Source organism: Brevundimonas fluminis (assembly GCF_003934285.1).
Taxonomy (GTDB): domain Bacteria; phylum Pseudomonadota; class Alphaproteobacteria; order Caulobacterales; family Caulobacteraceae; genus Brevundimonas; species Brevundimonas fluminis.
This window is the reverse complement of the sequence record NZ_RQWJ01000002.1, coordinates 775904-791179: the sequence shown is the minus strand read 5'-3', so window position 1 is coordinate 791179 and position 15276 is coordinate 775904. Positions and strand designations below refer to the sequence as shown.

Below are 15276 nucleotides of genomic sequence, written 5' to 3'. Positions count from 1 at the left end.
TCGGGAGAAGGAACCAGCTTAGGCTGTCACTCGATGCAGGGAAGTGAAGATGCGGGGCTTGAACTTAGGTCTGGGCGCAAGCGTCCTCGTTTTTGCGGCAGCAACCGCCCTGTCCGCCTGCGCCCAGGCGCCCGACGCCGACGGCCTGATCTGGCCGGACGGTCCGCACCCCGATTTCGAGCTGATGCCCCGCCTGACGGGGGAAGGGTCAGAGCCGCTGAATGCCCTATTTACTCAGCTGGATGAGGCTGCGCTGGGCAACCGCGCCGACTGTCTGGGCTCAGGTCACCAGTATGCTGAATGGTCCCGAACCGTCGGTCGGTTGTTCACGGGCCCTCGCTTTCTCTCGATCGAAATCAACGAAGGCTACTACTGCGGCGGCGCCCATCCGACCGTCGATCTGTACCGCCTGACGTTCGACCGGAGGACGGGCGGCGTGCCGGATTGGGCGACTCTGTGGCCCGGAGCCGAGATCACAGCGTCCACGGAATGGCCAGGACAAATGCCGGCTACGACACTGTCACCGGCCTTGCTTGAATGGTATCGCGCCGAGGTTCGATCAGCCCCGGAAACCGACGGGGCGTGGCTTCAGCAATGCGACGGCTACTTCGGCTCCGATGCCGCGAACGAAACTCTGGCGATTTGGCTGCTGGACAGCGGGCGCATCGGTGTGGATTTCGCCTCTCTCCCCCATGCGGCCATGGCGTGCGGCTCGGCGCAGTTCATTACCGCCGACGAGGCGGAAGCCTTGGGGGCTTCAGCCGAGCTTGTTGGCCTGCTTCGGGAGGCTGAAGCAGAATGGATCAAGGAATACGGAATCGAATGACCCGCCTCGGCACCCCCCTCTCCAACACAGCCGTCCGCGTCATGCTGCTGGGTGCGGGGGAGCTGGGCAAGGAGGTGGCCATCGAGCTGCAGCGGCTGGGCGCCGAGGTGATCGCGGTCGACCGGTATGCCAACGCGCCGGCCATGCAGGTGGCGCACCGCAGCCACGTGATCCCGATGACGGACCCGCACGTGCTGAACGGCGTCATCCTCGCCGAGGCGCCGCACCTCATCGTGCCGGAGATCGAGGCGATCGCCACCGAGGTGCTGGCCGAGATCGAGGCGGCGGGTCTGGCGACTGTGATCCCGACCGCGCGGGCGACGCAGCTGACCATGAACCGCGAGGGTATCCGCCGGTTGGCCGCCGAGGAGCTGGGCCTGCCGACGTCGCGCTACGCCTTCGCCGGCTCGGCGGACGAGCTGCGCGAGGCCGCGCACCGGATCGGCCTGCCGGTCTTCGTCAAGCCGGTGATGTCGTCCAGCGGCAAGGGGCAGTCGATGATCGACGCCCTGGAGGACGCCGGGAACGCCTGGGCCTACGCCCAGTCCGGCGGGCGCGTGGACGCGGCGCGAGTGATCGTCGAAGGCCGGATCGACTTCGACTTCGAGATCACCCTGCTGACCGTCCGCTCGATGCGCGACGGCGCCCTCGCCACCGACTTCTGCGATCCCATCGGCCACCGGCAGGTGAAGGGCGACTATGTCGAGAGCTGGCAGCCGCAGGCCATGTCGGACGCGGCGCTGACAAGCGCGCAGGACATCGCCGGCAAGGTGACGGAGGCGCTGGGCGGGCTGGGCGTGTTCGGCGTGGAGCTGTTCGTCAAGGGAGACGAGGTCTGGTTCAGCGAGGTCTCGCCGCGTCCGCACGACACCGGGCTGGTGACGCTGGCGACGCAGGTGCAGTCGGAGTTCGCCCTGCACGCCCGCGCCATTCTCGGTCTGCCCGTCGACGTGACGCGGCGCGACACAGGCGCCAGCGCGGTCATCTACGGCGGCATGGACGCCGTCGGGGTGGCCTATGAGGGCGTCGCCGAGGCCCTGTCGGTCCCGACCGCCGACCTGCGTCTGTTCGGCAAGCCGGAAGCCTTCGAGCGGCGGCGCATGGGCGTGGCCACGGCGCGCGGCGATACGACGGACCAGGCCCGCGAACGGGCGCGCGAGGCGGCGTCGCGGGTGAAGGTCTTCGCCGTCTAGTCGGCCAGCAGGGCGGCGACCGCCGCTTCCAGCACCACGTCCCGGCCGGCGCGCCGGTCGGCCAGGGACGGCTCTACGACCAGATCCGGCGTCACGCCCACCCCCTCAAGCGAACGGCGCTCGCGCGGGGTCAGGATGATGTTGAGGCTAAGCGAGAGCACGCCGCCGTCCGCCAATTCGACGTAGCGGGAGCCGATGACGGCGCCGGCGCTGGTCTGTCCCACGACCAGGCCCCGGTCGAACTCCTGCAGATGGGCCGCCAGAAGTTCGGACGCGCTGCCGGACGCCGGTCCGGTCAGGATGGCGACGGGGCCGGTCCACACCGTCTCGCGCGGACGGGTGACGTATTCCGTGTCGATGAAGCGGCCCTTCTGGCGGGCATAGGCGACCTGGTCCCGATGCAGCATGGCGACGATCTGGCCCAGGGACGCCAGCAGGCCGCCGCCGTTGTCGCGCACGTCAAGGATCACGCCGCGGGGCGGATCGGCCTGGAAGGCGGCGATCTGCGTCTCCAGCCACGCGACCGCGGCGTCGTCGAAACGGTCGAACCGGAGAACCACCACGCCGTCGTCGCGCCGGGTCGCCTCTTGCAACGGGCGCGGCGGGAGGTCGACGGCGGTGATGTCCATCGCCCGGGTCGCGCCGTTCTCGTCCTCGAAGACGAAGGCGTAGGTCCGGCCCAGGGCGGGGGTCACGGCAAGAAGCTCGGGCCGTCCATCCACGGTGACGATACGCCAGCCGACCTGAACGCCGGCGGCGACGGCCGGGCCCTCTTCCCGCACGCGGGTCACGATCCAGTCGTCGCCGATCCGCGTCGCGGACAGGCCGAGACCTGCGCCCGACTGACCCAGACGGCTGGCGTGCAGCTCCGCGCGGCGGCTGGGCGAGGTCACGCTGGTGTGGCGGTCGTCCAGCAGGTCGAACAGCGGGTGCATGCGGGCGTAGAAGCCCTGCTCCGTCGGTTCAGCGATCGCCGCTTCGCGCCGCGCGGCCGCCTCGCCCGCCCAGTCCACGCCGCGCAGGTCACGGTCGTAGTAATGCTCCGCGACGTAGCCGACCGCGGCGTCGTAGACCCGGGCGTTCAGTGCGCGACGCTCGGGCGAGCCGTCGGCGACGACCACCGGCGGCGGCACCACCCCGTCGACGGCGAACGGCAGGTTCGGGGCGCACCCCGCCAGCCAGGCGACGGCGACGAGAAGCGGCGCGAGCCGCCTCAGGATCACGGCGCCTCCTGCCCTGCGGCGCCGGCGGCTTCCACCGGATCGGCCAGGGCGGCGACCGCGGCGTCCAGCGCCTCGTCCGAGGTGGCGGTGATCACGTCGGGCCGGACGCCCCGCTTCTCCAGACGGACGCCCGAGATGGTGACGAAGTCGGCGCGGCTGAGGGTCAGGCGTCCGCCGTCGGGCAGGTCTGTGTCCAGCGAGATCAGGACGGCGCCGGACGTCGGGGCGCCGACGATGACGGCGCGACCGGATTCCTGCAGGGCGGCGGGAGTCAGCTCCGCGGCCGAGCGGCTGGCCGGCCCCACGAGCACGGCGAGGTCGTTCGGGATCGGGGCCTCCAGAGACCCGCAGGGGGCGGTCGTCTTCAGCAGCCGGCGCGGGGCCCCCCGACCCGTGCGCCAGGCCCAAGGCATGTCGTGCGGCAGGAAGCAGGACAGCACGGCCTCGGCTTCCCACAGGCGCCCGCCGGCGTTGGCGCGCAGATCCAGAACGACGTCGGTCTCGGGCGGCAGGTCGCGCAGCTCCTCGCCCATCCAGCGCCCCATGCCGGGGTCGAAGGCGCGGGCGCGCAGCACCAGCACGCCGGGGCGCGAGCGGTCCGCGGTGAACACCGGGATCGGCGGCATGACGCGCGGCGTGAGGTCGAAGGCGTGGCGCGCCTCGCCGTCGGCGAAGACGACGTGGACCGGCCTGCCCTCCACCACGTCGTGGTCGGGCGTCCAGCCGCCGGCGTCGGTGACGAGACGCCAGCCGATCCGGACCCCGGCGTCGGCCGCGGCCGAGCCGTCGCGCACGGCCTCGACGCGGTAGCCGCCGTCGTCCTGACGGGCGACCGTGACGCCGAGCACGGCGCGGTCGCGGTGCTGGGCGTTCTGCCGCCGCACCGAGGCGGGCGACGAGGCCTGGGCATGCGCGTCGTCCAGCAGATCGAGCATGCCGTTGATGGCGGCGTACAGCTGGCCGTCGTCGGTGGCGGCGAGGGCCTGCGGCCGCCAGACGTCGCGGGCCGCCTCCCAGTCCACGCCGTTCAGCGAGGGATCGTAGTATTCGCGCTTCACCTCGGTCCAGACCCGGTCGAAGACCCGGGCGTTGAGGCCGCGGCGCTGGGCGTCGTCGGCGGCTGAGGCGGCGGCGGAGGCCGTCTCCTGCGCATGGGCGACGGGCGCGCCCAGCAAGGCCGCCCCAATCAGGGCGGCCCGCAGGATGTCGGTTCGGCGTCCGGACGTCATGGACCGGACGATAAGGTCGGCGCGGCCCCGCCCGCAAGCGGGACCGCGCACGGCCTCATTCGGCGGCGGGGGCGCCCTGCCGGCGGGTGATCACCCGGACGTCGCCGTGACCGCGCTCGCCCTCCTCCAGGGCGCCGGAGCCGTCCGCGTCCATCTTGCGGAATCCTTCGCGCATGGGAGCGAGGAATTCTTCTTCGGTGACGCGGCCGTCGCCGTTCGCGTCGAGCTCGGCCGGACCGCGAAAGAAGGTGGCCTCGGGACCGCCCTCAAGGTGGATCATGACCGGAGCGCCCGGGGCGTGGGGCGGGTGCGGGGGATGCGGCGGCATCGGCGGGGCACCGGGGCCGCCGCGCATGACGACGGTCTCGACGCGGACCTCGCGGCCGTCCTCGCTGGTCCAGGTGCGGGTCTCGCCGCCTTCCGGGCCGCCCATGACGAAGACGTGGCGGCGCTCGCCGTCGCCGGTCACGACGGGACCGCGGGTCCAGACCATCGGTCCGGCATGCCGGATCATGACGTCGTGCTCGCCGGGGCCCATGGCGTGCAGCTCGTCGGTGGACAGCCGGCCGTCGCCGTCCTTGTCCATCTGCGCGAAGTGATCGGTCATGGGCGCGGCGAACTCCTCACGCGAGACGAAGCCGTCGCCGTCCTTGTCGAGGCCGGGACCGTGTTTGAACATCATGACCGCAGGCGGAGCCGGCGGAGCGGGCGGAGCGGGCGGCGGATCCTGCACGGCCAGGGTCAGCGCGGCGGCGAGGGGCAGGGAGAACAGCATGTCGGATCCTGAGAGGGTTCGCGGTCAGCCGAGACCACCATGCGACGCTTGCGCCCGTGTTTCATCCCCGCGCGGATTTGTTTCACCGCTGAAATGACGCGGGCGCGAAGGGCGGCCATGATGCCGCCGATGACCGACGTTTCCGCGCACGTCCTCGTGGTCGACGACGACCCCGGCATCCGCGAGGTGCTGACCGACTACCTGTCCCGCCACGGCTATGAGGCCGAGGGCGTGGCTTCCGCCGCCGAGATGGACCGGGCGCTGCAGGCGAGGCGGCCGGACCTGATCGTGCTGGACGTGATGATGCCGGGCGAGGACGGCCTGTCGGTCGTGCGCCGGCTGGCCGGCGCCGGCCCGCCGATCGTCATGCTGTCGGCCATGGGCGAGGACACTGACCGCATCGTCGGTCTGGAGCTCGGCGCCGACGACTATCTGCCCAAGCCGTGCAATCCGCGCGAGCTGCTGGCGCGGATCCGGGCCGTGCTGCGTCGCCCGCGCGAGGCCGGGCCCGGCGACGCAAGTCCGGCCCTGTGGTTCGCCGGCTGGCGGCTGGATCTGATGCGACGCTCGCTGACGCGGCCTGACGGCCAGGACGTGGTGCTGTCGGCGGGCGAGTTCGCCCTGCTGCGCGCCTTCGCGGAAGGCGCCGGCCGGGTGCTCACGCGCGACCAGCTGCTGGAGAAGGCGCGGGGGCAGGACGCCGACGTCTTCGACCGGGCGGTGGACGTCTCCATCAGCCGGCTACGGCGCAAGCTGGACGACGGCTCGGGACTGGAGCTGATCCACACGCTGCGCGGCGAGGGTTATCGCTTCGACGCGAAGGTGACGCGGCGGTGAGGCGGTCCGGCGCCCTGCCCGTCTTCGTCCAGGTGGCGGCGCTGGCGGCCGCGGCCGTGATGCTGTCGCACGCCGTCGCCTTCGCCGTCGTCCTGCTGTCGCCCGACCCGCCGCCGGCGGGCTTCAGCCTGCAGGCCGCCGCCGACGCCCTGGAGGGCCGCCCCGCGCGCACCGCCGACGGCAAGCGGCTGACGCGGCGGCTGGACGCCCGGCCGGTGGCGGCCGCCGCGGACGGGACCCGCGACCCGATGGAGGCCGGCCTGAGCGCGGCGCTGGCCGCCCGGCTGGACGCCCGGCCGGAGGACGTGCGCGTGCTGCTGGCCGACGGCCCGCACGAGTTCAAGCGCCGCCTGCCCGCCGGAATGGAGGCCCGGGCCCGGGTCGCCGAGAGCAGCGTCTACGTCCTGCGCAAGGGCGACGCCGGGCCTGCCCCGGTCGCGCCGCCCGCCCCGCCGCCGCCGCCCCGGCCGCCGGAGGTGGAGGGCGTGTGGAGCGAGGCGCCCGAGGCCCCCCGGCCGCCGGCGCCGGTCGCTCTCGTGCCCGTCCCGCCGCGCCACGCCGGCCATCCCACGGCCGGCACGGTAGTGATCGACGGCTCCGAGGTGCGGCATTTCACCGTGACGGCGGACCGGCTGACGTTCGCGCCCTTTTCGGCCTCGCTGAGGCTGGACGACGGGCGCTGGGCCACGGTGGAGCCGCCGCGGGCGTTGCTGTCCCCGTGGCAGTCGCGGCTGCTGCTCGCGCTGGCGATCTCGCTGCTCCTGCTGGCGCCGCTGACATGGTGGATGGCGCGGCGGCTGACGCGGCCCATCCGGGTGTTCGCGGCGGCCGCGGAACGGCTGGGCGCGAACCCGGACGCGGAACCCCTGACGCCGTCCGGGCCGTCGGAAGTGCGGACCGCCATCGACGCCTTCAACGACATGCAGGCGTCCCTTCGCGATCACATGCGGCGACGGACCCAGACGGTCGCCGCGATCGCCCACGACCTGCGGACGCCCCTGACCCGCCTCCGTTTCCGGGCCGAACAGGCGCCCGAGGCCCTGCGTGACAAGATGGCCGGCGACGTCGAGGAGATGGACGCCCTGATCGCCCAGGCCATGGCCTACGTCCGTGGCGAGGCGCCGCCGGAGCGGGTGGAAACCTTCGACCTGACGGCCCTGACCGGCGACTGCGCGCGCGGCTTCTCCGAGACCGGTGAGGGCGTGACCTTCGAGGCGGGTCCGAAACTGCGGGTGCGGGCCGATCCGACGGCCGTTCGTCGGGCCGTCGCCAACCTGATCGCCAACGCGCTGAAATACGCCGGGTCGGCAAGGGTCTCGACCGAGGTTTCGCACGGCCGCGCCGTGGTGCGCGTCGAGGATGACGGGCCGGGCCTGCCCGAGGACCAGCTTCAGGCCGTGTTCGAGCCTTTCCACCGCGCGGAGCCCAGCCGCAGCCGCCAGACGGGCGGCGCCGGACTGGGCCTGACCGTGGCGCGGCAGGCCGCCCGCGCCCACGGCGGCGACGTGAACGTGAAGAACCGCCCGGAGGGCGGCCTGTCCGCCGAACTGACCCTGCCGCTTCACGAGGAGACCGCCTGATGCGCGCCCTGATCGTCGCCTGCGCCCTGACGTGGGCCGGACCCGCCCTCGCCCAGGAGGCGCCGCCGCCGCGCGAGACGGTGGCCGCCGTCGCCGGGGCGGTCCGCGGCGTCTACTTCGATCCGGCCAAGGGCGACCGCATCGCCGACGAACTGGAGGCCGAGGCCGCGTCGGGCGCGTTCGACGCCCTGACCGATCCGCGCGACCTGGCGACCAGCCTGACGCGGCGGCTGAAGCCCGAGGACGCCCATTTCAACGTCGTCTGGGATCCCGAGGCGCCGGAGACGGCCCCGCCCCTGCCTCGCCCCGGTCTGCGCCGCCCGTCTGAGGGCGGTCCCCCGCCCGCGCCGCCGCCGGCGGTGGTGCGCGGCAACTTCGGCTTCACGGACGTCCGGATCCTTCCGGGGAACGTCGGCTATGTCGAGATGAAGTCGTTCGCCAACATCTTCTTCGGCGACGCGGACGATCCGGCGCGCAGGCGGGCCGACGCCGTGCTGGACTTCCTGTCGGGGACCGACGCGGTGATCGTCGATCTGCGCGATAACGGCGGCGGGGCGCCGTCGATGGTCGGCTATCTGGTCAGCGCCTTCGTCGGGCCGGATCGCGACGTCTACAACGTCTTCCACAGCCGCGAAGGGACGACGCGCGAGGCGCCGGAGGTCTTCCACCCCGCGCCGCGGCCGGACGTGCCGGTCTATGTCCTGACCAGCGGGCGGACGGGGTCGGCGGGCGAGGCCTTCCCCTACACCCTGCAGGCGGCGGATCGGGCGACCGTCGTCGGCGAGGCTTCGGGCGGCGCGGCGAACCCCGGCGGCATGGTCCCGGTCGGCGGGCGATTCCTGGTGTTCGTGTCCGCGGGGTCGCCGAAGAACCCGCTGACCGGCGGCAACTGGGAGGGGACCGGCGTGGTCCCCGACGTGCCGACGCCCTGGGACCGGGCGCTGGAGACGGCGCACCTGCTGGCGCTGGACGCGATCCTGGAGAAGGAGCCGGGCCGGACGGATGCGCAGTGGGCGGCGCAGGCGCTGCGCGCGGAGCCTGTCGAGGTCGATCTCGCGGCCTACGTCGGCGCTTACGGCGACTGGACGCTCACGGCGGACGTCGAGGGCCTGCGGGCGATCCGCGGACGGCGGCCGGCGTGGAGGCTGGTCCCGCTGGGCGGCGACGTCTTCATGCGGGCGGGCGAACCGGGCATGAGGGTGGTCTTCCTGCGCGACGGGTCGGGCGCGGTCACCGGCTTCGACCTGACGGGGGTCAACGGCCCGTCGTCGCGGGTGCGGCGGACGCCCTGAGCGAAACAGTCGATCACGCCTTGTTACGCGTCCGGGGTTGATCCCCGGGCGTCGCGGTTCCATTGAGGCGCCCAACGAACCTCACAGCCTCGGGAGCCCCCACCATGACCGTCCGCGTCGCCATCAACGGCTTCGGCCGCATCGGCCGTCTCGTCCTGCGCTCGATCGTCGAGCACGGCCGTCGCGACGTCGAGGTGGTGGCGATCAACGACCTGGGCCCGGTGGCCACCAACGCCCACCTGCTGAAGTACGACAGCGTCCACGGCCGCTTCCCCGGCACGGTCACCTCGGGCGAGGACTGGATCGACGTCGGTCTGGGCAAGATCAAGGTCACGGCCGAGCGCGACCCGGCGAACCTGCCGCACAAGGACCTGAACGTGGACATCGCGTTCGAGTGCACGGGCATCTTCACCGCCCGCGACAAGGCCGAGGCCCACCTGAAGGCCGGCGCCAAGCGCGTGCTGATCTCCGCCCCCGGCGAGAACGCCGACAAGACCATCGTCTTCAAGGTCAACCACGAGACCCTGACGAAGGACGACATCATCGTCTCGAACGGCAGCTGCACCACCAACGCCCTGGCCCCGGTGGCCAAGGTGCTGCACGACCTGTTCGGGATCGAGCGCGGCTACATGACCACGATCCACGCCTACACCGGCGACCAGCCGACGCTGGACACCATGCACAAGGACCTCTACCGCGCCCGCGCCGCCGGCCTGTCGATGATCCCGACCTCGACCGGCGCGGCCAAGGCGCTGGGCCTCGTCCTGCCGGAACTGAAAGGCAAGCTGGACGGCTCGTCGATCCGCGTGCCGACGCCGAACGTCTCGGTCGTCGACCTTAAGGTCGTGGCCGGCCGCGAAGTGACCGCCGACGAGATCAACAAGGCGCTTCAGGCCGCGGCCGACGGCCCGATGAAGGGCGTGCTGCACACGACCGACGACCCGGTCGTGTCGATGGACCTGAACCACGTCTCCGCGTCGAGCACCGCCGCCCTGCCCCAGACCCAGGTCGTCGACGGCAAACTGGCCCGCGTGCTGAGCTGGTACGACAACGAGTGGGGCTTCGCCACGCGCATGAGCGACACCGCGCTGGAGATGGCGAAGTTCCTGTGAGGGGAGCCGGGCGACGGCGCTGGCTCTGGCCAGTGTCCATCGTCGTAGTTCTGCTCGGCGCCTTCGCCGGCGGCGCGCTCTACGCTGTCGGCCACGCCATGTGGTTCTCCTTCCAGCCGAAGTCCTATGTCCTCGATTGGACTGTTCCGACTATTCTGGGCCTCATAGGCGGGGTCTGGCTCGCGGCGATTTTCCAACTCGCGCGGCTTCATCGAGGACGCGCTCGCTGGATCTTTCTCGGTCTGGCACTCACAGCCGGAGCGGCAAGCTTCGCTGCGGACCTGATCCCCGGCCCTAGGGAAGGGGAAGTCTTCTACGAAACTCTGAGCCCAGGGCAGGCTGAGATTTGGAGCAATTTGGCCAAATGACCTTCCGCACCCTCGACGACGCCTCCGATCTCGCCGGACAGATCGCGCTGGTGCGCGTGGACTTCAACGTGCCGATGGAGGGGGGCAAGGTGACCGACGACACGCGCCTGCGCGCCGCCCTGCCGACGATCCAGCGGCTGCGGGACGCGGGGGCGAAGGTGGCGCTGCTGGCGCATTTCGACCGGCCCAGGGGCAAGGTCGTGCCGGAGATGAGCCTGCGGCCCGTCGTGCAGCCGCTGTCGGACCTGCTGGGCGCGCCGGTGCGGTTCGCGGAGGACTGCGTCGGCGAGGCGGCCAAGGCGGCGGTCGCGGAGCTGGACGCGGGCGGGGTGATCCTGCTCGAGAACGTGCGCTTCCACGCGGGCGAGGAGAAGAACGATCCGGCCTTCGCGCAGCAGCTGGCCGAGGTCGGTGACCTGTACGTCAACGACGCCTTCTCCGCAGCGCACCGGGCCCACGCCTCGACCGAGGGACTGGCGCGCCTGCTGCCCGCCTATGCCGGAGAGAGCATGCGTCGGGAGCTTGAGGCGCTGGACGCCGCGCTGGGCAACCCGGTCAAGCCGGTGATCGGCATCGTCGGCGGGGCCAAGGTCTCGACCAAGCTGGACCTGCTGAAGAACCTGGTCGGCAAGCTGGACCGCCTGGCCATCGGCGGCGGCATGGCCAACACCTTCCTGTTCGCGCAAGGAATCGACATCGGCGGCTCGCTGGCCGAGCGCGACATGGCCGACACCGCGCGCGAGATCCTGGCCGAGGCCGAGGCCCGGGGCTGCGAGATCCTGCTGCCGATCGACGTGGTGGTCGCCACCGAGGTAAAGCCGGGCGCGGAGACCCGCACCGTCCTGGCCCGCGAGGAGATCGGCGACGAGGAGAAGATCCTGGATGCGGGACCGCTGACCGTCGAGAAGCTGGTCAAGGGCATGGCGCTGTCGCGCACCCTGATCTGGAACGGCCCGCTGGGCGTGTTCGAGGTGCCGCCGTTCGACGCCGCCACGGTCAAGGCGGCGCAGGCGGCGGCCCAGCTGGCGACCACCGGCGCGCTGATCGCCGTCGCGGGCGGCGGCGACACCGTCGCGGCGCTGAACCATGCGGGCGTCGCGGACGACATGACCTTCGTCTCCACCGCCGGCGGCGCCTTTCTGGAGTGGATGGAGGGCAAGCCCCTGCCGGGCGTGGAAGCCCTGCGGACCTGAGGCCACACCACGGATCGGACCGCGGGCCGGGTTGTTACATTGCGTGACTTCGGCGGCCTGTGGCGCTAAGCCCGGCGGCAAGAACAAGATCATTTCAGGAGACGCCCGCGATGGCCCGCATCACCCTGCGCCAGCTGCTCGATCACGCCGCCGAGAACGACTACGGCCTGCCCGCCTACAACATCAACAACATGGAGCAGGGCCTGGCGATCATGGAGGCCGCCGAGGCCGTCAACGCACCGGTGATCATCCAGGCGTCGCGGGGGGCCCGAAGCTATGCCAACGACGTGGTGCTGGCACGCCTGATCGACGCCCTGGTCGAGCTGTATCCGCACATCCCGGTCTGCATGCACCAGGATCACGGCAACGGGCCGGCGACCTGCGCCACCGCCATCCAGTACGGCTTCACATCGGTGATGATGGACGGCTCGCTGGAAGAGGACGCCAAGACCCCCGCCAGCTATGAGTACAACGTCGACGTCACCCGTCGCGTCGTCCAGATGGCGCACAGCTGCGGCGTGTCGGTCGAGGGCGAACTGGGCGTGCTCGGGTCGCTGGAGACCGGCATGGGCGAGGCCGAGGACGGCCACGGCTTCGAGGGCAAGCTGGATCATTCGGCCCTGCTGACCGACCCGGATCAGGCGGTGGATTTCGTCCGCGAGACCAAGGTCGACGCCCTGGCCATCGCCATGGGCACCAGCCACGGCGCCTACAAGTTCAGCCGCAAGCCGGACGGCGCGGTGCTGGCCATGAACGTGATCGAGGAGATCCACCGCCGCCTGCCGGACACGCACCTGGTCATGCACGGCAGCTCTTCGGTGCCGCAGGACCTGCAGGACATAATCAACCAGTACGGCGGCCAGATGCCCCAGACCTGGGGCGTGCCGGTGGAGGAGATCCAGCGCGGCATCAAGCACGGCGTGCGCAAGATCAACATCGACACCGACAACCGCATGGCCATGACCGGCGCCATCCGGAAGGTGCTGGCCGAGAAGCCCGGCGAGTTCGATCCGCGCGCCTATCTGAAGCCCGCCAAGGAGGCGATGCGGAAGCTGTGCCAGGAACGGTTCCAGCAGTTCGGCTGCGAGGGCATGGCGTCGAGGATCAAGCCCCTGTCGACCGCCCAGATGGCCAAGCGCTATGCCTCGGGCGAACTGGACCCGCACTTCGGCAAGGCGTCGGCCGCCGCAGCCTGAGCCGCCGCCGGGGTCAGTCGCGCAGCAGTTCGTTGACCCCGGTCTTGGCGCGGGTCTGGGCGTCGACGCGCTTGACGATGACGGCGCAGTAGAGGCTCGGCCCGCCGTTGGGGTCCGGCAAGGCGCCCGGCACGACGACGGAATACGCCGGCACCTCGCCGCGGAAGACCTCGCCGGTCGCGCGGTCGACGATCTTCGTCGATCCCGACAGATAGACGCCCATGGCCAGGACCGCGCCCTCGCGCACGATGACGCCCTCGGCCACCTCGGCGCGAGCGCCGATGAAGCAGCCGTCCTCGATGATGGTCGGGTTGGCCTGCAGCGGCTCCAGCACGCCGCCGATGCCCGCGCCGCCGGACAGATGGACGTTCTTCCCGATCTGGGCGCACGAGCCGACCGTCGCCCAGGCGTCGACCATGGAACCTTCGTCCACGAAGGCGCCGATGTTCACGAAGCTGGGCATCAGGACCACGTTCTTCGCGATGTGCGCGCCCTTGCGGACGATCGCGCCCGGAACGGCGCGGAATCCGGCGTGCTGGAACTCCGTCGGGGTCATGTCGCCGAACTTGTTGGGCACCTTGTCCCAGTAGGGGCCGATCCCCGGCGCGCCGCTGTTGGGGCCGCGATCGCCGGCGCGCATCAGGGCGTTCTCGTTCAGGCGGAAGGACAGCAGCACCGCCTTCTTCAGCCACTGATGCGTGGTCCAGGTCCCGTCGGCGCCGCGCGAGGCGACGCGGGCGCGGCCGGAATCCAGCATCTCCAGCGCCTGATCGACCGCGTCGCGCACCTCGCCGTGCGTCGCGGCCGAGACGTCGGCCCGGTCCTCCCAGGCGGCTTCGATCACGGTTTCCAGATGGTCGGTCATGCGGCGTCTCTGAGAGCGAGCGGACGAAGGAAGTCGGTCAGGTCGTCGGCGCGGTGATCGACCCAGTCGCCGATCTCGTGCCCGTGGCCGTCGCCGATCAGGACGGTGGCCATGCCCAGCGCCTTGGCCGGCATCAGGTTGCGCGGCGTGTCCTCGAAAAACGCGGCCGCGTGCGGGTCGACGTCGTAGCGATCCAGAAACCGGCGGAAGGTGGCGGGCGCAGGCTTGGGCACCAGGTCCATGTCCTCGATGCACCAGACGCCGTCGAAGCGGCCCGCCACGCCGATCCGGGCCAGAACCCGATCGGCGTGCATGCGCGCGCCGTTGGTCAGCACGAACTTGCGGCCGGGCAGACGGCCCAGCAGGTCGGCGAGTTCGGGATTGGGCTCCAGCGAATCCAGCGGCACGTCGTGGACGTCGTGCAGGAAGGCGGCGGGATCGACGGCGTAGTTGGCCATCAGTCCGGCCAGGGTCGTGCCGTGCTCGTTCAGGAACTGGAGCTGCAGGGCGCGGGCCTCGTCCTTCGGCAGGCCGACGGCGGCCATCATGAAGGCGTTGATCCGCTCCTGCACCAGCCGCATCACGCCCTGCGCGCGAGGGTAGAGGCAGTCGTCCATGTCGAAGACCCACGACGTGACGTGCCGCAGGTCGCTCATCCCGCCTTCACCAGGGTGCCGGCGCCGGTCTCGGTGAACAGTTCGACCAGCATGGCGTGGGGCCGACGACCGTCGAGGATGACCACCGCCTCGACCCCGGCGCGCACGGCGGCCATGGCGGTCTGCAGCTTGGGGATCATTCCGCCGGTGGCGACGCCGTCCTCGATCAGCCGCGACGCCTCGCCCAGCGTCATCTGGCGGATGATCTGCCCGTCCGCGCCCTTCACGCCGGGCACGTCGGTGAGCAGAAGCATGCGCTTGGCCTTCAACTCGCCGGCCAGGGCGCCCGCGACGGTGTCCGCGTTGACGTTGTAGGTCAGGCCGTCTTCCGCCACGCCGATCGGGGCCACGACGGGGACCCAGTCGGCGTCGGATTCCAGCAGCCGGGTCAGCAGTTTGGCGTCGACCCTGGTCGGTTCGCCGACGAAGCCCAGGTCGACCTCGTGCTCGATCATGCTGTCGGGATCCCGCTTGGTCCTGCGGGTCTTCTCGACGGTCAGCAGCCCCGCGTCCTTGCCCGACAGGCCGATGCCGCGCACGTCGGCCTCCTTGCCGGCCACGGTGATCCAGTGGGCGATCTCCTTGTTGACGGCGCCGGACAGGACCATCTCGGCCACCTGCATGGTGTCGGCGTCGGTGACGCGCAGACCGTCGACGAAGGCCGACCGGACGCCCGCCTTGTCCAGCATAGCGCTGATCTGGGGTCCGCCGCCGTGGACCACGACCGGGTTCACGCCCATCAGCTTGAGCAGCACCACGTCGGCGGCGAACTGCCTGGCCACGGCGGAGTCGCCCATGGCGTGTCCGCCGTATTTGATGACCACGGTCTCCCGGTCATAGACCTGGATGTAGGGCAAGGCCTCGGCCAGGGTCCTGGCCGTGGCCCAGCCGCGCTCTTCAGACTGGCGTTCGATCTCGTCCATGCGCGCCC

15 protein-coding genes are annotated in these 15276 nt (G+C 71.4%); 9 read left to right on the top strand and 6 right to left on the bottom strand.

The annotated features are described in order from the left end of the window. Positions 1-58 precede the first annotated feature (58 nt). The gene (locus EFJ44_RS04565; protein WP_125255974.1) at positions 59-826 is read left to right on the top strand and encodes a hypothetical protein; all 768 of its coding nucleotides are present in this window, start codon (positions 59-61) and stop codon (positions 824-826) included. Beyond that, the gene (gene purT / locus EFJ44_RS04560; protein WP_125255973.1) at positions 823-2019 is read left to right on the top strand and encodes a formate-dependent phosphoribosylglycinamide formyltransferase; all 1197 of its coding nucleotides are present in this window, start codon (positions 823-825) and stop codon (positions 2017-2019) included. Before EFJ44_RS04565 ends, purT begins: the two co-directional genes overlap by 4 nt. Here the strand turns inward: purT and EFJ44_RS04555 are convergent. From EFJ44_RS04555 to EFJ44_RS04545, 3 genes are read right to left on the bottom strand one after another with little or no spacing between them, the layout of a single operon-like run. Then, on the bottom strand, positions 2016-3242 hold the full coding sequence (locus EFJ44_RS04555) for a S41 family peptidase (RefSeq protein ID WP_125255972.1): 1227 nt from the start codon (positions 3240-3242) through the stop codon (positions 2016-2018). The two genes, purT and EFJ44_RS04555, sit on opposite strands and share 4 nt — an antisense overlap. Then, positions 3239-4471 carry a S41 family peptidase gene (locus EFJ44_RS04550; protein WP_125255971.1) on the bottom strand — a complete coding sequence of 411 codons (1233 nt, stop codon included), beginning with the start codon at positions 4469-4471 and terminating at the stop codon, positions 3239-3241. The genes EFJ44_RS04555 and EFJ44_RS04550 overlap by 4 nt, the downstream gene beginning before the upstream one ends. Before the next feature lie 55 nt (positions 4472-4526). Then, positions 4527-5246 carry an EF-hand domain-containing protein gene (locus EFJ44_RS04545; RefSeq protein ID WP_125255970.1) on the bottom strand — a complete coding sequence of 240 codons (720 nt, stop codon included), beginning with the start codon at positions 5244-5246 and terminating at the stop codon, positions 4527-4529. 129 nt (positions 5247-5375) lie between these two features. On the opposite strand from EFJ44_RS04545, the gene EFJ44_RS04540 reads away from it, so the two are divergent. From EFJ44_RS04540 to fba, 7 genes are all read left to right on the top strand, one after another. Beyond that, the gene (locus tag EFJ44_RS04540; RefSeq protein WP_206426860.1) at positions 5376-6083 is read left to right on the top strand and encodes a response regulator; all 708 of its coding nucleotides are present in this window, start codon (positions 5376-5378) and stop codon (positions 6081-6083) included. After that, positions 6080-7663 carry an ATP-binding protein gene (locus tag EFJ44_RS04535; RefSeq protein WP_125255968.1) on the top strand — a complete coding sequence of 528 codons (1584 nt, stop codon included), beginning with the start codon at positions 6080-6082 and terminating at the stop codon, positions 7661-7663. Before EFJ44_RS04540 ends, EFJ44_RS04535 begins: the two co-directional genes overlap by 4 nt. Continuing rightward, positions 7663-8955 (top strand): S41 family peptidase, encoded by a 1293-nt coding sequence (locus EFJ44_RS04530; RefSeq protein ID WP_125255967.1) that lies wholly within the window; start codon positions 7663-7665, stop codon positions 8953-8955. Before EFJ44_RS04535 ends, EFJ44_RS04530 begins: the two co-directional genes overlap by 1 nt. Before the next feature lie 104 nt (positions 8956-9059). After that, positions 9060-10067 carry a type I glyceraldehyde-3-phosphate dehydrogenase gene (gene gap / locus EFJ44_RS04525; RefSeq protein WP_125255966.1) on the top strand — a complete coding sequence of 336 codons (1008 nt, stop codon included), beginning with the start codon at positions 9060-9062 and terminating at the stop codon, positions 10065-10067. Between the two features lie 32 nt (positions 10068-10099). Then, entirely contained in the window at positions 10100-10435 is a 336-nt protein-coding gene (locus EFJ44_RS04520; RefSeq protein WP_125255965.1) for a hypothetical protein, read from the top strand. Further along, positions 10432-11628, top strand: a complete 1197-nt coding sequence (locus EFJ44_RS04515) for a phosphoglycerate kinase (RefSeq protein WP_125255964.1) — start codon at positions 10432-10434, stop codon at positions 11626-11628. Before EFJ44_RS04520 ends, EFJ44_RS04515 begins: the two co-directional genes overlap by 4 nt. A 110-nt stretch (positions 11629-11738) precedes the next feature. Beyond that, a complete protein-coding gene (gene fba, locus EFJ44_RS04510; protein WP_125255963.1) occupies positions 11739-12824 on the top strand; it encodes a class II fructose-bisphosphate aldolase in 1086 nt (361 codons plus the stop codon). A 13-nt stretch (positions 12825-12837) separates the two neighbouring features. Here fba and dapD read toward each other — a convergent pair whose 3' ends face one another. The 3 genes from dapD to argB are packed head-to-tail and all read right to left on the bottom strand — an operon-like array spanning position 12838 to position 15268. Continuing rightward, positions 12838-13689, bottom strand: a complete 852-nt coding sequence (gene dapD / locus EFJ44_RS04505; protein WP_125255962.1) for a 2,3,4,5-tetrahydropyridine-2,6-dicarboxylate N-succinyltransferase — start codon at positions 13687-13689, stop codon at positions 12838-12840. Continuing rightward, a complete protein-coding gene (locus EFJ44_RS04500; protein WP_125255961.1) occupies positions 13686-14345 on the bottom strand; it encodes a pyrimidine 5'-nucleotidase in 660 nt (219 codons plus the stop codon). The genes dapD and EFJ44_RS04500 overlap by 4 nt, the downstream gene beginning before the upstream one ends. After that, positions 14342-15268: an acetylglutamate kinase gene (gene argB, locus EFJ44_RS04495; RefSeq protein ID WP_125255960.1), complete on the bottom strand. Its 927-nt coding sequence runs from the start codon at positions 15266-15268 to the stop codon at positions 14342-14344. Before argB ends, EFJ44_RS04500 begins: the two co-directional genes overlap by 4 nt. Positions 15269-15276: the final 8 nt, after the last annotated feature.